This is a genomic window from Bacillus sp. G16 (assembly GCF_021282335.1).
GTDB lineage: Bacteria > Bacillota > Bacilli > Bacillales > Bacillaceae > Bacillus > Bacillus inaquosorum.
In genome coordinates this window covers 361,019-387,648 of the sequence record NZ_JAJSOZ010000001.1, presented here as the reverse complement: position 1 = coordinate 387,648, position 26,630 = coordinate 361,019, and the positions used below count along the sequence as shown (strand labels likewise).

Sequence of the window (26,630 nt, the reverse complement as noted above, 5' to 3'; positions counted from 1 at the left end):
TTATTTATTCATCTCTTCCAGTTTGACAGCGAGAACCTTGCCGATTTGAGCAAGCGGTTCCGGCTGACAAAGATCTTTATGACGGCAGTCGATGTCGATTTGTTCAATTTGTCCGTGAATATAAGGCTTCCACGAATCAGGTTCAATCGGATCAAACCAATCAGGAATGATTGTTGATCTGAAAAACAAGACATTTCCACGGAAGGGTTTCGGCTTATAGGAGCCTAAAATGCCGACAGAATTGACATACGTATTTTTCAGATTTAAAATGACCGATTCATCCAGGCTCGCAAGCGCGCTGCCGTCACGGCGAAGAATCTCGATCGCTGTTTCAAAATCAAGCGGTTTGTCCCCTAAGCTGTCCGGGTCGTAGCCGCCTAACGCCAGAAGGGCAATAAGCGCTTCCTCATCATCCGGCGCCTCTTTTATAGGAAGGAAGTGGTTCGGATAGGCGTCCAGCATCACCAATAGGGATACTTCTTCTCCTTGATTTTGCAGCTGGGTGGCCATCGCTTGAACGACATTCCCACCTAGGGACCAGCCTAGCAAATGATACGGGCCTTTCGGCTGAATTGTTCTGATTTGTTCAATGTAATCGGCAGCCATGTCGTCAAGTGTTTTTGGAAGCTCATCCCGCTGTCCGATTCCGCGTGCTTGCAAGCCGTAGATCGGATAATCTGTTCCTAAATTGGTCATCAAACCAGCATAGCACCAGCTGAGTCCGCCTGCCGGATGTACACAGAATAAAGGAAGCTTGTCTCCGCTTGTTCGAAGCGGCAGCAGAACGTCGAGTGCGCTTTGGCTTGAACCCATCTCAAGTCTTTCAGCAAGCCCGGCCACAGTCGGCGCTTCGAATAGGTTGCCGATGCTAAGTTCAACGCCGAGCGCTTCACGAATACGGCTCATCAGCTGAACAGCAAGCAAGGAATGTCCGCCTAAATCAAAGAAACGGTCATCAATGCCGACACGCGGCAAGTGAAGCACCTCCATAAACAGGTCACAGAGGATTTCTTCCTGCGGCGTTCTCGGTCCGCGTCCTGTTACTGCCGCTGCGAAATCCGGAGCAGGCAGCGCTTTACGGTCAAGCTTTCCGTTCGGTGTCAGCGGCAATTCTTTCATCATCACAAAGGCAGAAGGCACCATGTAATCCGGCAGTCTCTCAGCAGCATATTTGCGCAGTTCCGCCGTATCAAGCGTTTCTTCTGAAGAAGGTATGACATAAGCTGCCAAACGTTTATCTCCCGGCTGGTCCTCACGCACGATTACTGCCGCATCTTCAAGCTGCGAATGCTGAACGAGCGCGGCTTCAATTTCTCCCAGTTCAATCCGGAAGCCCCGAATTTTCACTTGGTGATCGGCACGGCCGACATAGTCGAGAGAGCCGTCAGCGCGGAGGCGGGCCACATCCCCAGTGCGATACATCCGAGTGCCCGGAGGACCGAACGGATCAGCTATGAAGCGTTCTGCTGTTAATCCAGCCCGGCCTAAATAACCTCGTGCCAACCCAGCTCCTGATACATACAGCTCTCCGGCAACACCCGGCGGGACCGGCTGCAAGCGCTCATCCAGCACATATACGCCAAGATCCGGAATGCCGCAGCCGATCAAGCTGTTTGCCCGTAAAGCTGCAATGCTTCGGTCTAATTCGATATAACTCACATGAACCGTCGTTTCTGTAATGCCATACATATTGATCAGCTGCGGTCTATTTTCAGGATGGCGGTTATACCAATCCTCTAGACGGCTGAGTTCAAGCGCTTCTCCGCCAAAAATGACACAGCGAAGGCTGAGCGCCTGTCCGAGATCCGGCTGCTCCCGTTCCGCCTGCATAAACTGATAGAAAGCGGACGGTGTCTGATTCAGAACGGTTACACCCTCTTTTACCAGCAGGCGCAGAAACGCTTCTGGCGATCTGCTGACGTGATGAGGCACGATGACAAGACGTCCGCCATGCAGCAGAGGACCCCAAATCTCCCACACAGAAAAGTCAAACGCATAGGAATGGAACATGGTCCAAATATCGTCTGAGCTGAAATGGAACCAGTGATCAGTTGCTGCAAATAAACGTGTTACGTTTTGGTGAGGAATCATCACACCTTTTGGAACACCCGTTGAACCGGATGTATAAATGACATACGCCGTATTCAAAGGAGAAAGCGGCTGAATTCTATCCGCATTATTCGGATTCTCAGCAGGGTATGTGTTTAGTTTCTCTGACAGTTCGGGATCATCCAGCACAATTTTCGGCACGTTTTCCGCTGGCGGAATGTGTTCTGCAGCTTTTGTGTTCGTCATGATAAACGCAGGCTGCGCATCTTCCAGCATAAAAGCGATTCGGTCAGCCGGATAGTCCGGATCGAGTGGCAGATAAGCCGCGCCAGCTTTCAGCACCGCTAATAGCCCGACAGCCATTCCCAATGACCGAGGCAGTGCCAAGGCCACAAATTGCTCTGGACCGACGCCTTCGCTGATTAGCATTCGGGCAAGCCGATTTGCTCTTTCATTCAGCTCTGCATAGCTCAGTGACTGATCTTCGTAAACAACGGCAATGGCATCAGGGCTTAAAGCAGCCTGCTTCTCAAACTGCTCCGGCAAACTTGCGTGCGGAATCTTTTCAGAAACATTTTGCCAATCTGTCGCCATGTTGCTGCGCTCCTCCGGTGCAAGGATGTCCAGATTTCCGATTTGCTGGTCAGGATCAGACTCAGCAGCCTCCAGCAGGCGCATCAGACGGTCAGCAAGAGCCTGAGCAGTTTCCCGCTTGAAAAGATCAGTGCTGTATTCTAGCAGTCCTTCCAATCCGTTTGGTGTCCCGTCAGCAAGACGGTTTTCACTGATTTCCAGCGTCAAATCAAACTTGGCAGAACCGACACTGTGGATCCGCAGGCTGCTTTCCATGTCAGGAAGATGCAGTTCAGCGTCTGGTGTGTTTTGGAACGCAAGCATGATTTGGAATAAAGGATGCGTCGCCCGTGAGCGAGCCGGATTGAGCACCTCTACAAGTCTCTCAAACGGCAGATCTTGGTTTTCATAGGCTGCCAGATTCACTTCCCGCACTCTGTCAAGAAGCTCACGGAAGCTTGGGTCACCAGACGTATCGGTTCTGAGCACCAATGTATTGATAAACAGTCCCACAAGATCGCCTAGCGCATCATCATTCCGACCCGCGATCGGACTGCCGATCGGAATGTCAGTGCCCGCTCCCAGTCTTGTCAATAAAGCGGCGAGACCGGATTGAAGCACCATAAACAGGCTCACCCTATTTGCGCGAGCCAGCTGCTGCAATCGCTTGTGAAGCTCGGGCTCAATACGGAAATGAATCGTATCCCCATCATGACTCGGCTCAGCCGGACGTGAATAATCGGTTGGCAATTCAAGCTGATCAGGCAGATTCTTCAAGGTTTCTTTCCAGAAAGCAAGCTGTCCGGCAATCAAACTATTTGGATCATCCCCGCTCCCAAGCAGTTCTTGCTGCCAAAGCGCATAGTCTGCATACTGCACAGCAAGGGGCGCCCATTCAGGAGCTTTTCCGTGACAGCGAGCCTCATAAGCCGCCCCAAGGTCACGGGTCAGCGGCGTTAAGGACCAGCCGTCCCCGACAATATGATGCACGAGGAGAAGAAGCACGTACTCGTCAGGCCCGATGACAAATAGCTCGGCACGAAAAGCAGGTTCAGCTGCAAGATCAAAGCTGTAACGCACAGCTTCAGCAAACCGCTCAGATAGCTCCTTCTCAGTAATCTCAGTAACATGTAAATCAGGCCGTGCTTGATCAGCCTCTAAAATATGCTGATAGGATGTCCCCTGTGATTCAGGGAAGATCGTCCGAAGGCTTTCATGGCGGCAGACGAGATCATATAGTGCAGCTTGCAGCACTCCTTGGTCCAGTTCACCCGACAGACGGATAGCAACCGGTATATTATAAGTAGGGCTCGGCCCTTCAAGACAATGGAGGAACCATAGCCGGCGCTGAGCAAAAGATAGCGGAATTCTTTCAGGCCGCTCAGCTCTCTGCAATGCGGGACGTGCACTCTGCGCCTGATCAAGATGGGCAGCGAGTCCGGCTACTGTCGGTTCGTCAAAGAGCTTGGCAATACCAAGTTCGGCTCCCATTACCTCGCGAATGCGGCTCATCAGACGGGCTGCAAGAAGAGAGTGACCGCCCAGCTCGAAGAAACTGTCATCGATGCCGACCCGCGCCAAACCGAGAACCTCGGCAAACAAGTCACACAATATCTCTTCCTGAGGAGTTCGCGGTCCCCTATCGCTGACAGATGTGCTTAAATCAGGCGCCGGCAATGCTTTCCGATCGAGCTTGCCATTAGGTGTCAATGGCAGTTCGTCCATCTCTACAAATGCCGCCGGCACCATATAATCAGGAAGACTGGCACCCACATAACGGCGAAGCTCGGCAGTATCAACAGCTGAAGCAGCGACTACATATGCCACCAATCTTTTGTCTCCCGGCTGATCTTCCCGAACGACAACCGCGGCCTGTTCGATGTCCGGATGCTTGGCAAGCACGGCATCAATTTCTCCAAGTTCGATTCGGAATCCGCGAATTTTGATCTGATGATCCGCCCGCCCGATATAATCCAAAGACCCATCAGCGCGCCAGCGGGCCTGATCTCCGGTTCGATACATCCGAGCTCCCGGCGGTCCGTATGGATCTGCAACAAAACGCTCAGCCGTTAAATCAGGGCGGCGGAAATAACCTCTAGCCAAGCCGGTTCCTGCAATATAAAGCTCTCCGACAACTCCCGGCGGCACCGGCTGCAAACCGTTATCAAGAACATACACCTGCGTATTCCAAATCGGTTTGCCAATTGGCGGAACGCCCTTCAGTCCTTCTTCAAGAAAAGCTGCAGCAGACCAAATCGTTGTTTCAGTCGGACCGTATAAATTCGTGACTGGACAATGAAGCTCATGAAGCGCCTGTAAAAGTCCGCTTGGCAGCGCCTCGCCTCCGACAAGCACTCTAAGCCCCCGAAGTTTCTCAGGTTCATTCGTCACCAAGGCATGCCACAGTGTCGGTGTCGCCTGCATGATATTGATATCGAAATATTCAATCATTTGAGCTAATGCCTGTGGCTCACGGATCGTTTCTTTCTGTGCGATCACGATTTGCGCCCCGCTGATAAGCGGAAGATATAACTCCAATGCTGAAATATCAAAAGCGACAGTCGTCACAGCCAACAGCCTGTCTTCTTCTCCTAGAGAAAATGCCTCCTGCATGGACAGCAGGAAATTGCTTAAGCTTTTAAGTGTAACAACGACACCCTTCGGTCTTCCTGTTGATCCTGAGGTATAGATGATGTACGCAGGATGGGCAAGAGAAACCGATACATTCGGATTGTCAGGCGAATAGCGTTTTACAACCTCCTGTGTAACAGCCTGGTCAAGCACAAGCTGCGGAACAGCCAGGTCATCAGGCAGACGGGCTGCTATTTCCTCAGTCGTTATGATGCATGATGGGTTTGCATCCTCCAGCATGTAGGAAATTCGGTCGGCCGGAAACTCCGGATCTAACGGAAGATACGCCGCACCAGTCTTCAGTACAGCAAGCATCGAAGCTACCATCTCTGGAGAACGCGGCAGCGCCAAAGCGACAAACTGCTCCGGACCAAGGCCTTTTTCGATCAACAGATGCGCGAGGCGGTTTGCCTCTTCATTCAGCTCTTGATAGTTTACTTGAACATCATCACATATGAGAGCGATACGTTCTGGCGTAAGAACTGCCTGCTTCTCGAACATGTCCTGAAGGCTGAGCAGGTTCTCAGGCTTTGCCGTCTCATTCCATTCACTAATGACTTGTTTTTTCTCCTCTGGCAATAGGAGCTCCATTTGCCCAATCAGCATGTCCTCCCCTGCTGAAGCCATTTGCAGCAGCTGCAAAATACGCTGCTGATGAAGCTTAATATCAGACTCGCTGTATACCTCAGGATTCGCGTCTACATCAATTCGCAGCCCGCTGCCATCCGTTCTGTCATATACATTGATTGATAGATCATCGACAGGACCGGCTGAAAGATTATGCGTTGTACCCCGGGCCCCGGCAAAGTCGAGACCGTAATCAAACGGCATGAGATTGATTTGAGGGCCAAATAATCTATGGTTTTCTCCTATCAATTTCAGATCGCGCCGAAGCTCTTCATGGCGATACTTATGATGTCGCCGAATACTGCGGATTTCCCGGGAAATTTGCTGAATAAGTTCTGAAAAGCTCATCGAAGAGCTTACAGACAGCCGAAGCGGGAGAAGGTTCATCACCATAGCCGGTACATTCAGTGATGCGGACCCTATCCGTCCCATCATGGGCAGACCGAGCACAACATCCTCAGAGCCGGTCATTCGGTGCACATAAACAGCTGACACCGCAATCACGACTTCATGCCAGCTTCCTGAGAAATAGCGCGCCGCTTCTTTTAACGCGTTTACATCAGATAGAGGCAGATACGCCGTATGACGAAGAAAACTGTTAGATGTTCTTGGCGCCCGGTCTGCCAAACTTACAACCTCAGGTCCATCAGCAAAACGGTCCAGCCAGAATTGACGATCCTTCTCATACTGCTCTGATGCGCGATAATCTGTATCCTCCTCCAAAATGGCCTGAAGAGACCCAAAGGAACGATCTTTAGCTGATTGTCCTTTCACAAGCGCGGCATACGTACTTGCCACACGCTGAGCAATCAGGGAAAAACCGAAGCCGTCGATCGCAATATGGTGAATGCGCTGATACCAAAAGAAACGATCAGGCCCGGCTATAAACAGAGCTTCATTGAACAAAGGGTCATATCCTAAATCGACCGGCTTTGCCAAATCTGCTTTCATCCAGTCTAATGCTGTTTTTTCCGGATCAGGCTCAGAGCTGACGTCAATGACGTGCAGCTGGACATCCGGAGACGGGTTTATCATCTGCCAAGGCCCGTCCATATTTTCACCGAAGCGGACATGCAGCGATTCCGCTTCCTTTATCACATGCCGCAAAGCTTCTTCAAATAGAGCAATATTGATTGGTCCATTGATTTCTATATATTCCGCTGTATTGTAGATTGGATTGTCCGGATCAAGCTGCTGAGCAAACCATATGCCGGTTTGCGCTCCGGTCAAAGAATATTGAAGGTCTTTTGTATCAGGCATCCGTTTGTTTACCCTCCTTTTATAAATAATCCGCGTTTGGCAGCACTTGCTGGCTGCGGGTTGTAAGCAATTTCTGCCATTCTTCGATCGTCGGGCGTTCAGCCAGTTCCACGAATGTTACCTCGGCTCCTTCACGGCGCCATTGTTCTACTAATGTCATGATCCTTACCGAATCAAGCCCCCGGTCGAGCAAATCCTCTTGATCTGTAATGTCTTCAGGTGTTTCTTGAAGAAGCTCAGCAATTTGTTTACGGATACTCTCACATGTAAACACTTCTCTGCCAGTAGTCATTGACGTTTTCTGAGCAGCAGCAGGCACCTGCTTCAGCTGGTCGAGAAGACTGTCAGTCATTATGGTAAACGCACAGCGCCCAGCTGCATAATCCAGCGCCATTTGATGTTTTTCTAATGAAAAATCAGCAACTGCATCTCCCACAAAAAATGCTTCGATATCCTCCATAAATGCTTCACATGCTGTAACGAGACAGCCGATATGGGCGTAAATTCCGGAAATGATCAGCTGATCACGTCCCTCTTTGCGCATAATCTCAAGCAGATTCGTTCTCTTAAACGCGCTGTATCTCCATTTTGTCAGCACGAGATCATCATCTTCCGGTGCCAGCTCAGTTACAATTTTCTCCTCATAAGGGCCGCTGTTCAATCCCGGACCCCAAAAGTCTGTCAGCAGCGCCCGGTCTGCCGGATTTTGACTTCCAGGCTGTGCAGTATAGACGACAGGTATTCCAAGCTGGGCACATTGATCCTTCAGCTTGCGTATATTCGCCGAAAGCTCTGTTACCGGAGAAGCTCCAGCTGTGAAAGCATCGACAAAATAGTTTTGCATATCGTGTATTAATAGGACCGCCCGATTTGGATCAGGCACCCATGAGACTTTGTTTTGCGGCATATCAGACGCTGTTGGCATTTGATACGGCTGAATGGCAGGTATAGCCATTTGAACACTTCCTCTCAAATTGTTGTTTTATTTTTTTGATCCTGCAAGAAGCTTCTCGGAAATGGCTTCACGGAGCGCTTTTTTGCTGACTTTTCCTACCCCTGTCTGCGGGAAGGACTCGACAAATTCAATCCGGTCAGGGATTTTATATGCCGCCAGTCCGCGCTCTCTCAAAAACGCTTTAAGCTCTGCGGCTTTCGGGGCTTCATCCCGGGGAATAATGAACACACAAGATCTTTCGCCAAGAAATTGGTCAGGCATAGAGACCATTGCGGCATCATGGACAGCCGGATGCGCCAGCAGATGATTTTCCACCTCTTCAGCCGCCACTTTTTCTCCTCCGCGGTTAATTTGATCCTTCGCCCGGCCTTCAACGACGATATAGCCGTCTGATGTCAGTCTGACGATATCACCCGTGCGGTAAAAACCATCCTCAGTAAATGAAGCAGCGTTATGCTCTTCTGCCTTATAGTAACCCCGAATTGTATACGGTCCCCGTGTCAGCAGATGTCCTGTTTCACCAGGTTTTACGTCACGATCCTGATCATCCCAAACACGTACCTCATCATATGGGGACATCGGTTTTCCTTGGGTGTTGACAATGACCTCTTCAGGGTCATCCAATCTCGTATAATTGACAAGCCCCTCTGCCATTCCGAACACCTGCTGCAGCGTGCAGCCGAAAACAGCGTTTACCCTGCGCGCAGCTTCAGCACTGAACTTGGCGCCGCCAACCTGCAGCACTTGAAGACTGGATAGATCGTCTTGGCGTGAGGATGCCGCGTCCATCCATACCATCGCAAGGGGCGGAACAAGAGCGGTAATCGTGACTTGTTCCCGTTCAATCAAAGGAAATGCGTCATCAGGACTTGGAGAAGGAGATAACACCACTCTTCCTCCGGCGTATAATACGCCGAGAACCCCAGGCGAGCTCAGCGGATAATTGTGCGCCATCGGCAATGCTGCCAAGTACACTGTACTGTGGTCGAGCCAGCAAACCTCCGCACTCAGCTTCAGGCTGTAAATGTAGTCATCGTGCGTCCGCGGAATCAGTTTTGATAAGCCGGTGCTTCCTCCAGAAAGCTGAAGGAACGCCACATCTGAAGATTTGACTTCAGGCAGTTTTACAGGTTCTGTATGCAAATCCTCCAGGGGCAGAAATTCCTCTGCCTCACCTGCGACAATGACGTGTTTCAAAGACGGTAGCTTGCTTTGTACCTGTCTGGCGAGTGAACGGTAGTCAAAACCGGAATAGGTGTCGGGAATGATATAAGCAGCCGCTTCAGCAAATTCGCAAAAATATGTAATTTCACTGCTTCGATGAGAAGGCAGTGCAAAGACCGGGAGTGCCCCCAGACGGAAGAGTGCGAAAATGACTTCAAAAAACTCTGCGATATTCGGCAGCTGCACCACAACACGATCCATCTGTTTAAGGCCGAGCTTCTGAAATCCGGCAGCCAGACGATCAACCCTCGTATCAAGCTCTTGATAGCTCCAATGGGTGTTTCCGCAAGTAATTGCGATGCGGTCGCCATGTTTGGCTGCCCGGTCCCTTAACAAATCTCCAAACGTCTCGCCGGCCCAGCAGCCGTTCTTTCGATATATCTCAGCTAACTCATCAGGCCAAGGAGTAAATCCATTCAGCATGTTGTATCCCTCCAGCAATTCATTCTGATCATATGTGATTCACGCCCATTGCCCGCAGCATTGTCCGAAACTTCGCGGATGTCTCCTGAAGCTCGTCCTCAGCTTTTGATCCAGCAACAACACCGGCTCCTGCATACAGGCGGAGTGAGCGTTCTTCTGCCTCTGCGCAACGGATCGTCACGACCCATTCTCCGTCACCCGCATCGTCACACCAGCCGACCATGCCGGTAAAGAAACCGCGGTCAAACGGTTCAATGCTGAGAATCGCTTCTCTTGCAAGATCAGTCGGTGTTCCGCAGACGGCCGGCGTCGGGTGGAGCGCCGCCGCCAATTCCAGTGCGGTCACGGACGGATCGGAAAGCTCTCCCTTAATCACGCTGGACAGATGCCACATCGTCTCCGTTTTGATCAGTGAAGGCTTTTCCGGGACATCCAGCGTCCGGCAGAAAGGCCGCAGCGCTGCGGCAACCGCGTCAGCCACAACCGCATGCTCATGGAGATCCTTTGCGGAAGAAAGCAATTCAGCAGCACGGCGCTGGTCTTCAGCAGGATCGTCACTGCGAGGCCTTGAGCCGGCTAATGGATTGGAAACGACCTGAGTGCCCATTCTTGAAACGAGAAGCTCCGGACTTGCACCGAGCAATGTTCGGCGGGAAGACGTTTCCGCTTCGCTGGACACGTCCGCGGCAAACGTGTAGCCGTGCGTGTTGTGCTGCGCTAGATGGCGAAGCAGTTCATCCGTCTGAATCGGTTCAGACGATGTCAAATGCAGCGATCTGGACAGGACGATCTTGCTGAGTGTCCCATCGGCAATGCGTGCCAGTCCTTGTTCCACACCATTTTTATAATCCTCTGGTGCAGGAACAGGCTCTATGTGGTATGTATGCTCAGACTGCTGTTCCTTCTCCGCATGATCAAATTGAAGCGGTCCTGACCAGCGCACTTCTTCAGGAACAACGAGCCGAGCTGCTTTTACAGGATCAAAAGGAACGGCACCGACAACAAGCGGACGGCTTTGCCCCGATTGCTTTGCTTGCTTCAGCGTCTCTGCAATACGGCCGGAAAGGGTTTCTATTTGGTTTTGCCCGTCTGCCTCCGGTACGATTTCACTAATTCCTTTCGCTAACAGTACACGATGAGGAGAAGCTAAGAAAAAAGCACCCGGCTCATACTCATGAAGCAATTGCTCCGCCTTTGTTTGTGATATAACGTTTTGTTCCGACATTCTCATGAACCTCCTTTAAATTGAGTTACACGCCTAAGGTCGCGCCGCCATCTACGCATAAATTATGCATCGTAATATGCCCTGCCTGGCCAGAAACCAAAAAGAGCACGGCATTTGCAATATCTGAAGGCTGAGCCAGTTTTTTGAGCGGGATCCCTGTTTTAAATGTCTCAAGTGATCCTTTTATGACTTGCTCCGCTCCATTTTCATCGGCCCATAATGACCACTGCATGTCTGTTTCCGTTGATCCGGGAGATACAATATTGCAGCGGATATTATATTCTGCAAGCTCAAGGCCAAGGCATTTCGTAAACATCACTGCCGCTGCCTTTGAAGAGGCATATGCCGCCATAGATGTCCTTGGCACCCCCGCAGCATTCGATCCGACCGTTACAATCGAACCCGATCTCCGGTCCATCATATATTTGCTGACTGAACGCGAGGCGTTAAAAACGCCGGTCGAATTCACTGAGAACGTGGCTTCCCATTCCTCATCGCTGAGTGAATGGATCAGTCCCGGGCGAAGGACACCCGCTACATTCACCAAAATATCGATCGGCCCCATTTCACGTTCGATGCGCGCCGTGATCCCGTCAATCGCTGCGCTGTCTCTTACATCCGCGGGAAAGGCTTCCGCATGGCAGCCTTCCGCTTTGAGGCTGCTCACAACCTTTTCCAGCTTTTCAGGATTATAATCAACTGCCGCAATGTGTGTGCCTTGACTGGCAAGCGTCCGCGCAACAGCTTCACCTATCCCTTGGGCAGCTCCTGTTATAAAAGCAATTTTGCCCTTTATACCCATTGCATTCATATCATCAATTCCTTTCTTCACTCAGATGCCGAACGGACATCCAGCGAAAAAGACTACTGCGCCTCGAAAAGAAAAAGCGCAATCTATTGATAATGATTATCATTATCAATTATAAAAATAATCATATCCAAATGTCATGTGACAGTCAAATATAATTTCAGTGACGTTTTTAGAACCAAGGCTGAGAATGTCTCAGCCCATTGAAATATGCGGTCCGTCAGGGTGAAGCGCAAAACGCAGCGCCCGGCTGACCAATACAGGAAGAACCGAAATATGTCCTTCTCCTGAAAACTCGCAAAATTCTGCCCGTATGCCTTGTTCAGATAAAACGGCCAGCCTCTCGTAAAGCTCCCTCGCATTATCGTTCATCCGGCTTTTATGATGCTGCTCCAATTCTCCTGCTGCAAGCAGGATATTGATAGACTGATTGTTTTTCTTGAAGCGGGAGGCGAAATGGTCCGCTTTCTCGAGAATAAATGGTTTATTCCAATGAATCGACGGACTTCCCGCGACATACGTTTGAAACGCATCCGGCTTCGTTAACAGCACCTGCAGCACGAACAGCCCGCCAAGCGAGTGTCCAAAGATCGTTTGTCTGTTTCTGTCAATCTGGTAATCTCGTTCTATCTCCGGTTTTAGATCCTCCTCAATAAATCTGAAAAAGCCCTCTGCTCCGCCATGCTCCGGCCATTCTTTGCCGTCGGGTCTTACAGGAAGATTCGATTGAGCTGTCGGCATAGTAAAATCCCGGTGGCGCGCTGAGGAGAACGGCTCTGCCGTCGCATAGCCAATGCCCACGATCACAGCAGGGATCACCCCGGTTTTTTCAGGACGGCGCCCCTGTATTCGAACGGCTTCCGCCATCGTTCCGAAGACAGAATTGGCATCCAGCAGATAAATAACCGGATAACCAGCGGGCGGCGGAGGCGTACTCGGCTTCGAGATAAAAATTTGATAGGCACGATTTTCATTCCGTGAAGACAACATACGCACTTCTGTACCAGGAATGGTAAATGCGTTTTGTGTCCCGCCTTTCACCCGGTCTGTTGTATTCTCATTCATGCAGTACGACATTCCTCTCCTTAAACTAAACCGCAATGTATGATAATGATTTTCACTATCAACTAGACAACTCAAATAATAGGTTTTCTTCCAGAGAAAGTCAACTTTTTCCCGAATAAAAAAGGCACCTTCATCAAATAAGGTACCTGAAGACTATCGATATGGAAATAAAAACCTGATAAAGATGCGGATGGTCCTGCTTAAAATAGAACCTTAATCCCATGTAAATCTTTGATTTTGCCAAGGATCGCCTCTCATGTGATAGCCGTTCTGCTCCCAAAAGCCGGGGTGATTTTCTTTCGTAAATTGGATGCCGCGCAGCCACTTGGCACTTTTCCAAAAATACAGATGCGGAAACACGCCCCGCAGCGGGAAGCCGTGTTCAGGCGTTAAAGGCTTGCCATGATGCGCATAAGCAAGAAGTGAGGTTTCTGCCAAAAAATCATCAAGCGGCAGATTGGTCGTCCAGCCCTCTTCCGCATGTAAAATGACGTAGCCCGCTTCTTTTTTTACACCCGCTTTTTCCGCTATATCACGTGCCCGCACACCTTGCCACACATTATCAAGCCTTGACCAGCCAGTGACGCAATGGATGTCATTTTTCGATTCGTACTGAGGAAAGGCTTTAACATCTTCAAAGCTTAGCAGCATCGGATGGTCAACCAATCCGTATACTTGCAGATTCCATTTGGCCATATCTTCGTAATACGGGACATTTCCCGTATGAAGCACAGGAAATGAGGTTGTGACGTTTTGATTTGGCGGCACTCTCCCAGATTGGTCAGATTGTTTTGTTTTTCCGAAATACATATAGAACCCTCCTTTTTGTTAACCTCATTCCAATTTATGTTGACAATCCATTTGTACTTTATTACTCTATGATTGTGTATGTAAACCTAAGGGGGAACAACTATGAAACAACGTAAACTTCGTGCGGCAGATATGGCACTGATCGGCATGTTCGCCGCACTTATGGCTGTCGGCGCCAACATTACATCAGTAGCACCCTTTTTACAAGTAGCAGGCATTCCGCTGTCGATGCAGCCGTTTTTCTGTCTCTTGGCAGCCTTGCTTCTCGGCAGCAAACGAGCAGGTATTGCCATGATTGTATATGCACTTGTCGGATTGGCCGGAGCGCCTGTTTTTGCTCAATTTTCAGCAGGCTTCGCACCGTTTGCGGGAAAAAGCGGCGGGTTTATTATCTCATACATCCCGGCAGCATTTGCAGCTGGATGGTTCTTAGAACGCAAAATTAAGCCAAGCAAAATCCGGTTTCTAATTGCTTCTCTTATCGGAACGGCCATCATGTATATCATCGGGACTACTTATATGTATCTTGCACTGAATCTGTGGATTCATACGCCGGTGAGATATGGTACGGCTTGGGGATTTATGGCTTGGTTTATGGTAAAAGACACGGCGCTGGCTGTGATTCTGGCGTTTATCGCCCCTGCGATCTACCGCTCTATTCATAAAGCAACCGGCTTTAACCGAAATCACATATCGTCCACGTAAAAACCGTTCTATTGGACGGTTTTTTTATCATAATGAGAAAAGGCTCCCCAGTAAAGGGGAGCCTTTTTCCTATAAAACAAGCGCTGCAATCCAGCCAAAGATAACAAGCGGAATATTATAAAATATAAATGTCGGTACACAAGTGTCCCAAATGTGGTGATGCTGGCCGTCCGCACTCAAACCTGAAGTCGGCCCAAGTGTACTGTCGCTTGCAGGTGAACCTGCATCGCCAAGCGCAGCAGCCGCTCCGATAATCGCAATCGTTGCCATCGGGCTGAAACCGAGCTGCATGCATAGAGGCACAAAAATGGTTGTGATAACAGGAATCGTCGCAAAAGAAGAGCCGATTCCCATTGTAATTAACAAGCCGACAATGAGCATCAGCAATGCGCCCAATGACTGACTGTGTCCGATAAAACCAGCTGACGTTTTGACCAGTGACTCGACATCTCCGGTTTTCGTCAATACATTTGAAAATCCGGCTGCAACGAGCATAACGAAACCGATAAAGGCCATTAGGACCATTCCATCAGTAATCAGTGAGTCCGCTTCATCACGCTTCATCACACCGCTGACAAACAGAATAATCAGACCTGCCAGCGCCCCCATAATCATCCCTTCTACTCCCAAAGTCTGAGATAAGTAGAGCTGGACGCCGAGTGACACTAAGATGGCAAGCACCGCGATAGCCAGGCTTTTTTTCGTATAAGGCGATGCCTCTGCACCTGAGATGTCTTTTGTTTCGTATTGTTTAGGTTTACGGAATACGATCACTGATAAAATAAGGCCGACAACCATACCTGCAACAGGGATGATCATTGCATATGGTATGTCAGCAAGCGGAACGTTTAACCCGGCATCCGCCATATTGTCCTTGAGCATCCCCTGGAAGATTTGGCCGAAACCGACCGGCAGTAAAATATAAGGCGCCGTTAAACCGAATGTAATCACACACGCAATCAGACGGCGGTCCATTTCAAGTTCATTAAAGATTTTCAAAAGCGGCGGAATCAGCACCGGAATAAATGCGATGTGAACCGGAACCACGTTTTGCGAAAAACAAGATACAATTAAAATAATCAGCACAATCAGAACTTTAGACAGTGCTTTTTTGCGAGAATCTTCTTTATTTCCGATTAATTTAACAGAGGCTTCCACCATTGCGTCTGGTAGACCCGTTTTCGTTAAAGCCGCAGCAAACGCGCCAAGCATGGCATAGCTGACTGCAACGGTGGCATTTCCGCCGAGTCCGTCTGTAAAAGCTTTAACCGTTTCGCCAAGACCGAGCCCGCCTGTTAATCCGCCGGCCAGAGCGCCTATAATTAATGCGATAACAATATTGACACGCAGCAGGCTTAAGACAAGCATAAGCAGCACCGCGATGACGACTGCATTCATGATACCCCTCCAAAAAATCCTTTAGTTTGCTAATGTAGTAGATAAATAAAGTACGAACGTATCGTATCATAATTGATACACTTTAGTCAACTAAAGATTTTGGAAGAAAAAATCCCCGCCGCATACTGCAGCAGGGATTCATCATTATTCGCTTTTATCTTCTTCCAATGTAAATCGTTCCGCAAGTGTGGCCAGTGTTCTGGCCATAACACCGGTGGCCCCGGACGGCCCGAAGCAGGTTGCTTTATTGGAAGTTGCAGTGCCCGCAATATCAAGATGCACCCAAGGTGTTGCTTCAGCAAATTCACCAAGAAACGTTCCTGCCATAATCGCATGTCCTTCGCGCCCCGGCGAATTGCTGAGATCCGCCATTTGGCTGCTTTTCACACGCTTTTTATCCTTCTCTGTTATCGGCAGCTGCCAGATCGCCTCGCCGCACTCTTCCGCAGCATCAGCTACCTGCTGATAAAAGCCTTGATCATTTGTCATAGCGCCGGTCGTTTCTGTTCCTAATGCCACAACGACACCGCCGGTAAGCGTAGCCACATCAACAAGAACTGAGGCGCCATGCTGTTTCGCGTATGTAATGCCATCAGCAAGCACAAGCCTTCCTTCAGCATCCGTATTGAGAATTTCAATTGTTTTTCCGCTTAATGATACGATCACATCATCAGGCTTCATCGCCCCGCCGGAGATCATGTTGTCGGTTGACGGAATGACAGCCAGCACGTTTTGCTCGGGACGAAGCTCTCCGATCGTTTCCATCGCACCGAGAACCGCAGCTGCTCCTCCCATATCAGATTTCATGCCGACAATTCCAGATTTCGTTTTAATGGAGTAGCCGCCTGTGTCAAAGGTAATCCCTTTTCCGACAAGTCCGACGACGTCTTCCCAATCCTTTTTGCCCTGATACTTCAAAACAATCATTTTCGGCGGTTCGGCAGAGCCTTGGTTTACCGCAAGTATTCCGCCCATGCCGAGCTCTTCCATCTCTGACTTCTCCAATATCTCACACTCAAAATCATATTTAGCCGCAAGCTCCTCTGCATAAGAAGCGAGGTCAGTCGCTGTCAGCATATTTCCGGGCATATTCACAAGCGTTCTTGCCGAATTTGTCCCTTGCCCGTATGCCTGGCCGACGCGAAGTCCCGCCTGCACTTCCTGTGTATCTTCATCTGTGACGGCGTACACGGTTTCAATTTGTTTGTCCGGCTCATTTGATTTGTGCTTATAATCCTGCACCTCATAGGAAGCAAGCAGGCAGCTCTCAGCTAAAGCATGAGCGGCATCGGCTGGAGGCACGTCTTCCGCAATAAATGTGTCAAGCAGGACAGCTGCTTCTTGTTTTCGGTCTTTATGAATGGCTTGAAAAACATGGGCAAACCGTTCCTTCGCCTGTTCAAACGAATAATTTGATTCTCTTCCCAAACCAACGAAATAAATCCGTTTCATACCCGCAGAAGACGGAGGGAATACTTTTGATACTTGATTCGGTTTCGAAGAGACATCACCATCTTTCAAAAGCTGTGTCAGATGGCCTTCCAGCATTTCATCAATTTCCAATGCTTTGCCTGTCAGCTGGCTTTTTTGAAAAAGTCCGACCACAAGGGTTTCTGTATGCTCTAATTGCTGAACCGCATAAAACATAAGGCTTACACTCCTAACGTAATGGGTATTTGTAATGAACAATGGTATAATAGGAAAAACATTCTTTCCATTACACTTATTTTATCAAACAACAGTCTAAGACTTGCTTTTTTCTTTTGAAACACGAAGGATTTTTTAAATAGAAAGGATGTCGCCGATGGAACTTTTAACGAATTTTCCTTTATTATCAAGCCTGGCCGCGATTATTTTTGCCCAGGTCATCAAAGTGCCCATACAGTTTATCGTGTCCAGAAAACTGGACTGGTCGCTGGTCACAAGCACAGGCGGCATGCCGAGCTCTCACTCCGCAGCGGTCACTGCGCTTTCTACGGGCGTAGCCTTGGAGCATGGATTAGGCTCCTCTCTCTTTGCGGTTTCTGCCATTTTTGCCGTCATTACCATGTTTGACGCAACTGGCGTCAGACGTCACGCCGGTGAGCAGGCAACAGTCATCAATAAGCTTGTCGTTGATTTTAACCGCTTCGTACATGAAGCAAAGGACTTCCCGAAGGCCAAAGATAAAGAAAAGCAAAAAAAGCTGAAGGAGCTTCTCGGACATCAGCCGATCGAGGTCTTTTTCGGAGGCTTAACAGGTATTTTACTGACACTGATACTCGCTTACTTTTTCATGTAAAAAACGCTCCAGCAGTTGCTGGAGCGTTTTATTCTTTCACAGTTTTATATTGATTTCTGAACACCTGCAAAGACTTTGTTTCATTGAGCTTCTCAAGCTCATCCTCGGTGATCTTTCCCGTCCCCTTTTTAATCACATATACATCAAGGCTTTTTTTGCCCCATTCATTGTACACATCTTTGACGGTTTCAAAGTACAGATCAAGGCGGTTTCCCTTAATCGCTGATCCCGTGTCGGCCACAACTCCGAGACCGTAGTTCGGGATGAATAAAATCGTGCCGATCGGGAAAACGGACGGATCAGCGGCAACCGTGGAGTATAAATCCCGTTTCACTTTCACACCTGAATATGTAAGCCCGTATAATGGATCGCCGGGCTTCTTTCCCGTCGATTCAGCTCCTGCTGTGTAGCCTGTTGCGGTTACTCTTTGGACCGGATACTCGTCCCAGTCAAATGCTTCTTCTAACGGTTTTGTTTTATCCTTGGCCGCTGACATGGTTTGTGTTTTTTTCTGCTGCAATGCTTTTAATGTCAGTCCTGCATGCTTCAAGTGCTTTTCTTGATGTTCCTGCACCCATTTTGACAAGTCCTTCGCTTCGATTCCTGACACTGATAAAAATGTCGTGCCAAATGCAAGCAGAAATAAACAGGTCATCAGCAAACGTCTGATCATATTCAACATCATTCACCTCTCCTCCGGATCATTGTTCCCAATTGGAGAGAGCAATATTCAAAATGGTGAATGAGCTGAAAGCACAAAAAAAGCTTTCTTTAGAAGAAAGCGACATTTAAAACATTTGATATCCTCTTTTTCTGAGCATGTTGATCGCTATACCGGACACGATGGCGCCAGCCAAACCGCTGGCCAAAATCAGCACATCGGCAGCCGCTAATGATACGACACGATGAAACAGGCCGGCAAAGGATTCTCCCGGCGACTGGACATAGCTGATCAGCTTTTCCTTGCTGATAATGAAAAGGCATACAATCGGATAAATCACAGCCATAATCCAAGACATTCTCAGCAGCATGTTTAATAAGAAACCGATTCCAAAAAACAAGACAAAAAACAAAACAATTGAGATGATTACGACTGGCAGACTAATCAACCTATCCCACCCCCTGCGTTGTTTTTAGTGTAACGCGGGGGCTGAAATAAAGTCAACGGCTGGAAAAAGAATGACTGTCTTTTCCTGTCCCCTGGCAAGACGGACAAGTCTCTGAACCGCCGAGGATCAATTGAAAATACCCTTTCCCTGAGCAAAATGGGCATGTATGCGAAGCGGTTGTCGTTGCAGTTTTCATCTGATCATCACCCTTTTTTCTTAATTTTCTGATAATATAACATATCGAGCTGTCAACAATAAAGTCAGATCATGTGACAAATCTTTCGATGTAAGCGGAAACATACTTGTTTTCCTCTCGTTCTCTTTTTATTTTGGCGTTTTTTAATAAAGAAAACCCGCTTCCGCGGGTTTTTAGAAAAACTTGAACTTGCCCTTTTTCAGCGTTAGTCCGAGTCCGCCGATCAAAAACAGCGAGCGATTATCGATGACTTTTTTCATAAACGAAGCCGGCGTGCCTTTCAGCTTTCTGCCATAAACGACTCCAACCGCGTTATGCTCGCCAAGAGAAGCCACCGTTCCTTTAATGTCGGGCTTGAATTCCTCAAGCTCCCCGCCTTTAATGAGCCTGCCAAGGTTTTTAGCAACCGTTATCCCCTGCTGCATCGCAATTTGCGCAGTCGGCGGATACGGGCGCTCTGTATCCTCATTCATAAACAGCGAGCTGTCACCGAGTATAAAGACGTTGTCATGTCCGGGTGCACGAAGATCCGGATTCACTTTGACCCGGCCGCGCATATTTTCAAAACCGGCTTCCTCCACAATCGGATGGCCGCGGACACCTGCCGCCCATACAACGGTTTGCGATTTGATCTGCTCTGGTTCTTCATCTTTTTTGCCGACTCTGACTCCTTCCGGTGTACATTCTTGCACAGCCGTTCCGATCTTAAACTCAATTCCGTTTTCCTCAAGATAATGAACCGCATAATCGACAAGCTCAGGATCAAATCCCGGCAAAACGGTCGGTGCCGCTTCCACACAAATAATGCGCACGAGGCTTCTGTCAACGTCATACTCCTTGCAGAGCTCAGGCACGCGGGCTGCCAGCTCGCCAAGAAATTCAATCCCCGTAAATCCGGCTCCGCCTACAACAATGGTTAACCTGTCCGGCCGTTTTTCCGCTTCCGTATTGTAAGTCGCAAACTGCAGCTCAATATGTTCCCTCAGCAGGCGCGACGTGTTGATGTTGGCAATCGGAAACGCATATTCTTTCAATCCTTTAATGCCGAACGTTTCGGGCACCGCGCCGAGTCCGATGACTAAATAATCGTACTGCAGCTCTCCATTCGCAAGCACAACTTTTTTCTCATCTATTTTGATTGCCTTTACGGTATCCTGTACAAAATTAACCCGCGACTGGTTGATTACATCTTTTATCTGATAACGGCAGCGGTCATGATGGAGCGTACCCGCACTCGCTTCATGCATCCATGTCGTTTCATAATGATAATTGTGTTTATTCACAAGCGTAATATCAGCATCATTCGGCCCGACAAACTTTGTCAGCCTAGTTACCGTCATCAATCCGCCATATCCTGCACCTAAAATCACGATTTTGGGCTTATTCAATGCCATCACATCCACCTTCTCTTTTTTTGCTTTTGTTAGACGCATAATAAAATCATCATTTGTGTTAGCTTCAGCTTATTGGCGGGATTTTATGAAATATATTGAAAAGTTTTTTGTGAAGTCCTCACGCATAGCACTACTATCATATTTATCCGGCTGGCCCAAGAAACATTCAGAAAAAGATCAATTCATTTGGTTATCATCGTATCGGCCGGCGGAAATATTTTCAAGAACGGATGCTCACGCCATACACTTAGGATTTTTTCTGCTGACTCGTCAATTTAAACGGCAATATGGTATAATTAATAACAATTTTCATTTAGGAGGCAATTTTCGTATGCGAGAGGATACAAAGGTTTATGATATTACAATTATAGGCGGGGGACCGGTCGGCTTATTCACCGCTTTTTACGGAGGCATGAGACAGGCAAGCGTCAAAATTATCGAAAGCCTGCCTCAGCTCGGCGGACAGCTTAGCGCCCTTTACCCTGAGAAATATATATACGATGTAGCGGGCTTCCCGAAAATCCGCGCACAAGAACTTATCAATAACCTAAAAGAGCAAATGGCGAAATTCGACCAAACCATTTGTCTGGAGCAAGCGGTTGAATCTGTTGAGAAACAAGCGGACGGCGTGTTTAAGCTCGTGACAAATGAAGAAACCCACTACTCTAAAACAGTCATCATTACTGCAGGAAACGGCGCATTCAAACCGAGAAAGCTGGAACTTGAAAATGCCGAGCAGTATGAAGGCAAAAACCTTCACTACTTCGTTGACGATTTGCAAAAATTCGCCGGCAGACGCGTTGCGATCCTTGGCGGTGGAGATTCAGCAGTTGACTGGGCGCTTATGCTTGAACCAATCGCAAAAGAAGTATCCATCATTCACCGCCGCGATAAGTTCCGCGCGCACGAGCACAGTGTGGAAAACCTTCATGCGTCGAAGGTTAATGTCCTGACACCATTCGTCCCTGCGGAGCTGATCGGGGAAGACAAAATTGAACAGCTTGTGCTTGAAGAAGTGAAAGGCGATCGCAAAGAGATTTTAGAAATCGATGACTTAATCGTCAACTACGGTTTCGTTTCATCTCTTGGACCGATCAAAAACTGGGGTCTGGACATCGAGAAAAATTCCATTGTCGTGAAATCAACAATGGAAACAAACATCGAAGGCTTCTTTGCAGCAGGTGACATTTGCACATATGAAGGAAAAGTCAACCTGATTGCCAGCGGCTTCGGCGAGGCGCCGACAGCAGTGAACAACGCCAAAGCTTACATGGATCCGAAAGCCCGCGTACAGCCTCTTCACTCAACAAGTCTTTTTGAAAATAAATAATAAAAAAAGGAGTTTGTGTCAACGACACAGCTCCTTTTTTTATTTGAAGATATTTATATAATTCATCGCAGTTCCAAGAACCAGCGCAATCACAAGGGCTGCGACGATCCAGATCATTGCCATAATAATGCGGTCTTGGATCTTTTGGGATTTCGGTGTTTTTTCTTCATTTTGCGTCATCTCATTCGCTCCTTTCACATGTCCATGTCATAAAGAAAGCCTGGTGCTGAACGACCAAGCTTTGCTGAACGTATATCATTCGCGTTTTGATCCGCTCTCTAAGACTTTTCGTTAAGACTATGATACCCAAACTCACTGAGCATGACAAGCTTCGGCACTTGTACATACGTGCCAGCAAATAATAATGTTTGACATCCTAAATAAAACAGAGTACATTATAGAAGGCGAACATTTCATATAATATCATTTTAAATATTCGTTTTTAGGAGTGAAAATGATGGAAAATGTATTTGATTACGAAGATATTCAGCTAATTCCTGCAAAATGCATTGTAAATAGCCGTTCAGAATGTGATACATCCGTACGTTTAGGCGGACGTACATTTAAATTGCCCGTCGTCCCTGCCAATATGCAGACGATTATAGATGAAAAACTAGCGATTTCATTAGCCGAAAATGGCTACTTTTATGTGATGCACCGATTTGAACCTGAAAAACGGATTGATTTTATTAAAGATATGAACGCACGCGGGTTATTCTCTTCTATCAGCGTGGGCGTCAAAGATGAGGAGTATGAATTTGTCCGCCAGCTGGCAGAAGAAAATCTGACTCCTGAATACGTGACAATTGACATTGCTCACGGGCACTCAAATGCTGTCATTGAAATGATCCAGCACCTTAAAAAACATTTGCCGGACAGCTTTGTTATTGCTGGCAATGTCGGAACGCCGGAAGCGGTCAGAGAACTTGAAAATGCGGGAGCGGATGCCACTAAAGTCGGCATCGGACCGGGAAAAGTATGTATTACGAAAATCAAAACCGGCTTCGGCACAGGCGGCTGGCAATTAGCGGCGCTACGCTGGTGTGCCAAAGCAGCCAGCAAACCGATTATCGCGGATGGCGGCATCCGTACACATGGCGACATCGCAAAATCAATCAGATTTGGCGCAACGATGGTCATGATCGGTTCACTATTCGCCGGACACGAAGAATCACCAGGCCAAACGATCGAAAAAGACGGAAAGCTCTACAAAGAGTACTTCGGCTCAGCCTCTGAATACCAAAAAGGCGAAAAGAAAAATGTAGAAGGCAAAAAAATGCACGTGGCGCATAAAGGCTCAATTAAGGATACGCTGATTGAAATGGAACAGGATCTGCAATCTTCTATTTCTTATGCAGGCGGAACAAAGCTTGATGCGATCCGAAATGTGGATTATGTGATTGTGAAGAATTCGATTTTTAATGGAGATAAATATTAATAATAATAAAACGCCAAGTCAGCGGTTTGCCGCTTGACTTGGCGTTTTCTGTTATTAGCACCTTCAGGCCCACTGGCATACGGAGGGTTTCATAAAAGTGGGTTTATATTTGCTTTTTGAATCTCTTTCCCATCAATTCTGCCATTTGTTTTGAATTTAGATTTCCTTCATTTTGTAATTCTTTAATGATGTTCGTATAATCCGTTTCATCTCGGTTCTGGCTTAATTTATATGCCGCCTGAATGTCTCCTACCTTAATCTTAAATCCAACTATACCTTTCAATTCACTTTCTAAAAGTGTTGGAGAAAGTTTATCCCATAAAACTGGATTTTCTCGATGTTTTTCGTATTTTTCCAACATTATTGTTAATTCTTCAATTAATTCATCTTTCTCTAAAATGCTTGCTTTACCATACATGTGGACAGCCTGATAATTCCACGTCGGAACATTTTCGCGGGAATACCAAGAAGAAGAAATATAAGCGTGCGGTCCCTGAAACATCACGAGCACATCTTCACATGCTGCAAATGTTCTCCACTGAGGATTTCCATAAGCCATATGCCCAGTAATATAGCAATCATCACCTTTTTTATTGAATCCTAAGGGCAAATGAGTGGCAATTGGTTTCCCTTGTTTTGTTGTGACAATCGTGCCAAAAGAGTTATTTTGAACAAAATCAACAATTTCATCAACATTTGTGACCTTATAATACTTTGGAATATATATGTTAATCCCCCTTTTCAACAAGTTATAGGAGTGTTTTGGTCATGATATAGTCTATTTGTTCTTCATCGCCCATATAAAAAGAGTGGGCTCCAATTTGAACAAACCCCATTTTCTTATAAAAAGCAATGGCATTTTCATTTTTTTCCCATACACCCAGCCAGACTTTCTTTTTATTACGTTGCAAGGCAATTTCCATAGCTTTGTTTAATAGATGTTTGCCAAGCCCATGTTTTTGAAATTTGTTCTTTATATAAATCCTCTCTATTTCAAGTGATTCTTTACCCATTTCTTCAGACTGAGCATTATCGGTGTTGATCTTTAAATATCCAGCGACTTCATGATTAAAATAAACAAAAAAGAACTGCGAAGAAGTATTGGATAATTCCTTTTCCAACTGTTTAGCGTTAAATGCACTTTCCAAATAGGCTTTCATATTTTCAGGTGAATTCTGGTCTTTAAATGTATCGTTGAATGTTTCAATACTAATTTCTTGAAGTATTTTTAAGTCTTCTTGGCTGCACTTTTTTATATTTATGGTCATTTAAATATGTCGCTCCTTTATATAATCAATAATTTCTCGTGTTTTTCCTAAATTTCTAGTCCTTTTCTATACTTTTTCTTTTTATAAATGGAAATACATTTTCCTTTCTCTGTTGGAAAATGTTTTTTGTTCGATCTACTTTTATCCTTTCGGCTAACTTTTCTTAAAGATTCCTGGGTTTGTACATATTCGGACAAGGTTCAGATACGGCCCTTGCTGCCACTCCAATTTCACAAAGAATCTCCCTCACCATCAACTCCTCAAATGTATTTTTTGTTGTAAATGCAATAAAAATACCGTACATCAAATATAACTCAACTTTGTTGCATTTACAATATAAATGAAGATGAAGGAGGTCGCGTAAAGTGAATTTTGTCTATTTAAGCCATAATAAAAACGCCTCCCTTAACGATGATTTATCGCTAAGAAAAGCGTCATGAACAATCTAACGGTTATTCGTGGGACGCAATCACGCAATCCTCCGAAACTGGTGTGATGATTGATTCATATCTCGAAATATCGGGGCACCTAGCACTCTTCAGGCTTACCTGCATTCGTTGCTGTTCTAAAAGAAGAACCGCAGCCGCATGAGGCGATGGCGTTTGGATTGTCGATGGTGAAGCCGCCGCCGAGCATGGATTGTTTATAGTCAATCACGGTGCCGTTCATGATATCAAGGCTTTCTTTGTCAACAAGAACCGTGATGCCGTGCTGATCAAACATACTGTCTTTTTCGCCCTTTTCATGCTCAAAGCCCATGCCGTAAGAAAGGCCGCTGCAGCCGCCGCCTTTGACGCCGACACGCAGAAACGCGTTTTCTTCTTCATGCTCTTTCATCATTTCTTTTATATGCAAAGCTGCTGCTTCTGTAATTGTTACCGGGTTGCTCATCTTTGTGAACCTCCTTTTAAAAACCGGATGCTGTCTTTTATTATAAACATGATCGGTTATATTCTCAAACAAGGTGTTTTACAAAAAATAGACACCTTCACAAACGGTCTCAGCCGGCCCTGTCATCATCACATGGCCGTTGTCCTTCCAGTTAATCACCAAGTCTCCGCCTGCTAAATGCACCGTGATGTCTTGATTTCGTTTTGATACGCCGTTTAACACTGATGCGACCGCCGCTGCACACGCTCCTGTCCCGCATGCCTGAGTAATGCCTGATCCCCGTTCCCAGACGCGGAAATGCAGTTCATGTTCATTCACGGTTTCGACGAATTCCACATTGATGCCTTCCGGAAATCTCGGATCTTTCTCAATCACCGGTCCCAGTGTCGTCAGGGGTGCCTGTTCAATGTCAGCGATCGGAAAAACGATATGCGGATTTCCCATTGAAACAGCAGTGCCTGTTAGTTCGGCTTCACCAAACGTCATCGTTTCATTGATCGTGTGCTCTTCCCCGCCGCCAAGCATTGGAAGCTCGGCTTTTGTCAGGCGCGGTTCGCCCATATCGACAGTGACCACATTCACTTTCCCGTTTTCAGCTTGAACCTCCGCTTTCACAAGCCCGGAGAGGGTTTCAATCAGAAAAGATGTTTCCTCAACCAGCTTATGCTCATACGCGTATTTTGCGACGCAGCGCAGGCCGTTGCCGCAGTTTTTCCCTTCAGACCCATCATTATTAAAAATCCGCATTTTGACAGGCGCTTGATCTGAAGGGCATATCAGGATCATTCCGTCAGAACCGATCCCAGTATAAACAGAAGAAACCTGAACGGCAATCTCAGACAGTTTTTCTTCCGGCAGCTGTTCTTCAAATTGATTCACATAGATATAGCTGTTTCCCAGGCCGTGCATTTTGGTAAATCGAAATGAGTTCATAGGTGCCTCCAACTTTTTTTCTTTTACTTAGTATAAA

Annotated in this window: 22 protein-coding genes; 4 read left to right on the top strand and 18 right to left on the bottom strand. The window is 47.3% G+C overall.

Annotated elements, in window-relative coordinates; translation table 11 throughout:
• The 7 genes from dhbF to LWH95_RS01895 all read right to left on the bottom strand — a co-directional run bounded on the left by dhbF (position 1) and on the right by LWH95_RS01895 (position 13,650).
• Complete coding sequence (dhbF, locus tag LWH95_RS01925) at positions 1–7,140, bottom strand: non-ribosomal peptide synthetase DhbF (RefSeq protein ID WP_232918843.1); 7,140 nt, start codon at positions 7,138–7,140, stop codon at positions 1–3.
• Positions 7,141–7,159: 19 nt separating this feature from the next.
• Entirely contained in the window at positions 7,160–8,095 is a 936-nt protein-coding gene (locus LWH95_RS01920; protein WP_019259350.1) for an isochorismatase, read from the bottom strand.
• 27 nt (positions 8,096–8,122) lie between these two features.
• Positions 8,123–9,742 (bottom strand): (2,3-dihydroxybenzoyl)adenylate synthase, encoded by a 1,620-nt coding sequence (locus LWH95_RS01915; RefSeq protein ID WP_232918842.1) that lies wholly within the window; start codon positions 9,740–9,742, stop codon positions 8,123–8,125.
• 28 nt (positions 9,743–9,770) lie between these two features.
• Positions 9,771–10,967: an isochorismate synthase DhbC gene (dhbC, locus tag LWH95_RS01910; protein WP_232918841.1), complete on the bottom strand. Its 1,197-nt coding sequence runs from the start codon at positions 10,965–10,967 to the stop codon at positions 9,771–9,773.
• Positions 10,968–10,992: 25 nt separating this feature from the next.
• Entirely contained in the window at positions 10,993–11,778 is a 786-nt protein-coding gene (locus LWH95_RS01905) for a 2,3-dihydro-2,3-dihydroxybenzoate dehydrogenase (protein ID WP_232918840.1), read from the bottom strand.
• 192 nt (positions 11,779–11,970) lie between these two features.
• Entirely contained in the window at positions 11,971–12,840 is an 870-nt protein-coding gene (gene besA / locus LWH95_RS01900) for a ferri-bacillibactin esterase BesA (protein WP_148982781.1), read from the bottom strand.
• A 213-nt stretch (positions 12,841–13,053) separates the two neighbouring features.
• Positions 13,054–13,650, bottom strand: a complete 597-nt coding sequence (locus tag LWH95_RS01895) for a sulfite oxidase-like oxidoreductase (RefSeq protein ID WP_232918839.1) — start codon at positions 13,648–13,650, stop codon at positions 13,054–13,056.
• A gap of 102 nt (positions 13,651–13,752) precedes the next feature.
• Between LWH95_RS01895 and LWH95_RS01890 the strand changes: the two genes are divergently transcribed.
• Positions 13,753–14,355 carry a biotin transporter BioY gene (locus LWH95_RS01890; protein WP_232918838.1) on the top strand — a complete coding sequence of 201 codons (603 nt, stop codon included), beginning with the start codon at positions 13,753–13,755 and terminating at the stop codon, positions 14,353–14,355.
• A 69-nt stretch (positions 14,356–14,424) separates the two neighbouring features.
• Here LWH95_RS01890 and LWH95_RS01885 read toward each other — a convergent pair whose 3' ends face one another.
• Positions 14,425–15,753 carry a Na+/H+ antiporter family protein gene (locus LWH95_RS01885; protein WP_133486168.1) on the bottom strand — a complete coding sequence of 443 codons (1,329 nt, stop codon included), beginning with the start codon at positions 15,751–15,753 and terminating at the stop codon, positions 14,425–14,427.
• 144 nt (positions 15,754–15,897) lie between these two features.
• Positions 15,898–17,400, bottom strand: a complete 1,503-nt coding sequence (locus tag LWH95_RS01880; protein ID WP_232918837.1) for a leucyl aminopeptidase — start codon at positions 17,398–17,400, stop codon at positions 15,898–15,900.
• 157 nt (positions 17,401–17,557) lie between these two features.
• Here LWH95_RS01880 and LWH95_RS01875 point away from each other — a divergent pair, with 157 nt between their 5' ends.
• On the top strand, positions 17,558–18,034 hold the full coding sequence (locus LWH95_RS01875) for a divergent PAP2 family protein (protein WP_003240980.1): 477 nt from the start codon (positions 17,558–17,560) through the stop codon (positions 18,032–18,034).
• A gap of 28 nt (positions 18,035–18,062) precedes the next feature.
• Here the strand turns inward: LWH95_RS01875 and spsC are convergent, their stop codons facing one another.
• From spsC to LWH95_RS01855, 4 genes are all read right to left on the bottom strand, one after another.
• Complete coding sequence (spsC, locus tag LWH95_RS01870) at positions 18,063–18,719, bottom strand: stationary phase survival protein SpsC (RefSeq protein WP_133486164.1); 657 nt, start codon at positions 18,717–18,719, stop codon at positions 18,063–18,065.
• Between the two features lie 103 nt (positions 18,720–18,822).
• Positions 18,823–19,143 (bottom strand): YuiB family protein, encoded by a 321-nt coding sequence (locus LWH95_RS01865; RefSeq protein WP_003240977.1) that lies wholly within the window; start codon positions 19,141–19,143, stop codon positions 18,823–18,825.
• Between the two features lie 52 nt (positions 19,144–19,195).
• Positions 19,196–19,339: a YuiA family protein gene (locus LWH95_RS01860; protein ID WP_019259359.1), complete on the bottom strand. Its 144-nt coding sequence runs from the start codon at positions 19,337–19,339 to the stop codon at positions 19,196–19,198.
• 173 nt (positions 19,340–19,512) lie between these two features.
• Positions 19,513–20,733 (bottom strand): NAD(P)/FAD-dependent oxidoreductase, encoded by a 1,221-nt coding sequence (locus tag LWH95_RS01855; protein ID WP_032732266.1) that lies wholly within the window; start codon positions 20,731–20,733, stop codon positions 19,513–19,515.
• A gap of 331 nt (positions 20,734–21,064) precedes the next feature.
• Between LWH95_RS01855 and yumC the strand changes: the two genes are divergently transcribed.
• Complete coding sequence (gene yumC, locus LWH95_RS01850) at positions 21,065–22,063, top strand: ferredoxin--NADP reductase 2 (protein WP_003220618.1); 999 nt, start codon at positions 21,065–21,067, stop codon at positions 22,061–22,063.
• Positions 22,064–22,102: 39 nt separating this feature from the next.
• Here yumC and LWH95_RS01845 read toward each other — a convergent pair whose 3' ends face one another.
• Positions 22,103–22,243 carry a hypothetical protein gene (locus LWH95_RS01845; protein ID WP_003240972.1) on the bottom strand — a complete coding sequence of 47 codons (141 nt, stop codon included), beginning with the start codon at positions 22,241–22,243 and terminating at the stop codon, positions 22,103–22,105.
• A gap of 277 nt (positions 22,244–22,520) precedes the next feature.
• Here LWH95_RS01845 and guaC point away from each other — a divergent pair, with 277 nt between their 5' ends.
• Positions 22,521–23,501, top strand: coding sequence for a GMP reductase (gene guaC, locus LWH95_RS01840; protein WP_232918863.1), 981 nt, complete (start codon positions 22,521–22,523; stop codon positions 23,499–23,501).
• Between the two features lie 103 nt (positions 23,502–23,604).
• On the opposite strand, the gene LWH95_RS01835 is transcribed toward guaC, so the two are convergent.
• From LWH95_RS01835 to dapF, 4 genes are all read right to left on the bottom strand, one after another.
• On the bottom strand, positions 23,605–24,228 hold the full coding sequence (locus tag LWH95_RS01835; RefSeq protein ID WP_232918862.1) for an FMN-binding negative transcriptional regulator: 624 nt from the start codon (positions 24,226–24,228) through the stop codon (positions 23,605–23,607).
• 22 nt (positions 24,229–24,250) lie between these two features.
• Positions 24,251–24,769 (bottom strand): GNAT family N-acetyltransferase, encoded by a 519-nt coding sequence (locus LWH95_RS01830; protein WP_232918836.1) that lies wholly within the window; start codon positions 24,767–24,769, stop codon positions 24,251–24,253.
• Between the two features lie 528 nt (positions 24,770–25,297).
• On the bottom strand, positions 25,298–25,660 hold the full coding sequence (locus LWH95_RS01825) for a HesB/IscA family protein (RefSeq protein WP_225514756.1): 363 nt from the start codon (positions 25,658–25,660) through the stop codon (positions 25,298–25,300).
• A gap of 78 nt (positions 25,661–25,738) precedes the next feature.
• On the bottom strand, positions 25,739–26,593 hold the full coding sequence (gene dapF / locus LWH95_RS01820; RefSeq protein WP_084991277.1) for a diaminopimelate epimerase: 855 nt from the start codon (positions 26,591–26,593) through the stop codon (positions 25,739–25,741).
• Positions 26,594–26,630: the final 37 nt, after the last annotated feature.

What these genes read in the sequence shown, in the direction of transcription:
- dhbF (WP_232918843.1), bottom strand. Translation starts at nt 7,140, where the DNA reads ATGCCTGATACAAAAGACCTTCAATATTCTTTGACCGGAGCGCAAACC.
- LWH95_RS01920 (WP_019259350.1), bottom strand. Translation starts at nt 8,095, where the DNA reads ATGGCTATACCTGCCATTCAGCCGTATCAAATGCCAACAGCGTCTGAT.
- LWH95_RS01915 (WP_232918842.1), bottom strand. Translation starts at nt 9,742, where the DNA reads ATGCTGAATGGATTTACTCCTTGGCCTGATGAGTTAGCTGAGATATAT.
- dhbC (WP_232918841.1), bottom strand. Translation starts at nt 10,967, where the DNA reads ATGTCGGAACAAAACGTTATATCACAAACAAAGGCGGAGCAATTGCTT.
- LWH95_RS01905 (WP_232918840.1), bottom strand. Translation starts at nt 11,778, where the DNA reads ATGAATGCAATGGGTATAAAGGGCAAAATTGCTTTTATAACAGGAGCT.
- besA (WP_148982781.1), bottom strand. Translation starts at nt 12,840, where the DNA reads ATGAATGAGAATACAACAGACCGGGTGAAAGGCGGGACACAAAACGCA.
- LWH95_RS01895 (WP_232918839.1), bottom strand. Translation starts at nt 13,650, where the DNA reads ATGTATTTCGGAAAAACAAAACAATCTGACCAATCTGGGAGAGTGCCG.
- LWH95_RS01890 (WP_232918838.1), top strand. Translation starts at nt 13,753, where the DNA reads ATGAAACAACGTAAACTTCGTGCGGCAGATATGGCACTGATCGGCATG.
- LWH95_RS01885 (WP_133486168.1), bottom strand. Translation starts at nt 15,753, where the DNA reads ATGAATGCAGTCGTCATCGCGGTGCTGCTTATGCTTGTCTTAAGCCTG.
- LWH95_RS01880 (WP_232918837.1), bottom strand. Translation starts at nt 17,400, where the DNA reads ATGTTTTATGCGGTTCAGCAATTAGAGCATACAGAAACCCTTGTGGTC.
- LWH95_RS01875 (WP_003240980.1), top strand. Translation starts at nt 17,558, where the DNA reads ATGGAACTTTTAACGAATTTTCCTTTATTATCAAGCCTGGCCGCGATT.
- spsC (WP_133486164.1), bottom strand. Translation starts at nt 18,719, where the DNA reads ATGATGTTGAATATGATCAGACGTTTGCTGATGACCTGTTTATTTCTG.
- LWH95_RS01860 (WP_019259359.1), bottom strand. Translation starts at nt 19,339, where the DNA reads ATGAAAACTGCAACGACAACCGCTTCGCATACATGCCCATTTTGCTCA.
- LWH95_RS01855 (WP_032732266.1), bottom strand. Translation starts at nt 20,733, where the DNA reads ATGGCATTGAATAAGCCCAAAATCGTGATTTTAGGTGCAGGATATGGC.
- yumC (WP_003220618.1), top strand. Translation starts at nt 21,065, where the DNA reads ATGCGAGAGGATACAAAGGTTTATGATATTACAATTATAGGCGGGGGA.
- LWH95_RS01845 (WP_003240972.1), bottom strand. Translation starts at nt 22,243, where the DNA reads ATGACGCAAAATGAAGAAAAAACACCGAAATCCCAAAAGATCCAAGAC.
- guaC (WP_232918863.1), top strand. Translation starts at nt 22,521, where the DNA reads ATGGAAAATGTATTTGATTACGAAGATATTCAGCTAATTCCTGCAAAA.
- LWH95_RS01830 (WP_232918836.1), bottom strand. Translation starts at nt 24,769, where the DNA reads ATGACCATAAATATAAAAAAGTGCAGCCAAGAAGACTTAAAAATACTT.
- LWH95_RS01825 (WP_225514756.1), bottom strand. Translation starts at nt 25,660, where the DNA reads ATGAGCAACCCGGTAACAATTACAGAAGCAGCAGCTTTGCATATAAAA.
- dapF (WP_084991277.1), bottom strand. Translation starts at nt 26,593, where the DNA reads ATGAACTCATTTCGATTTACCAAAATGCACGGCCTGGGAAACAGCTAT.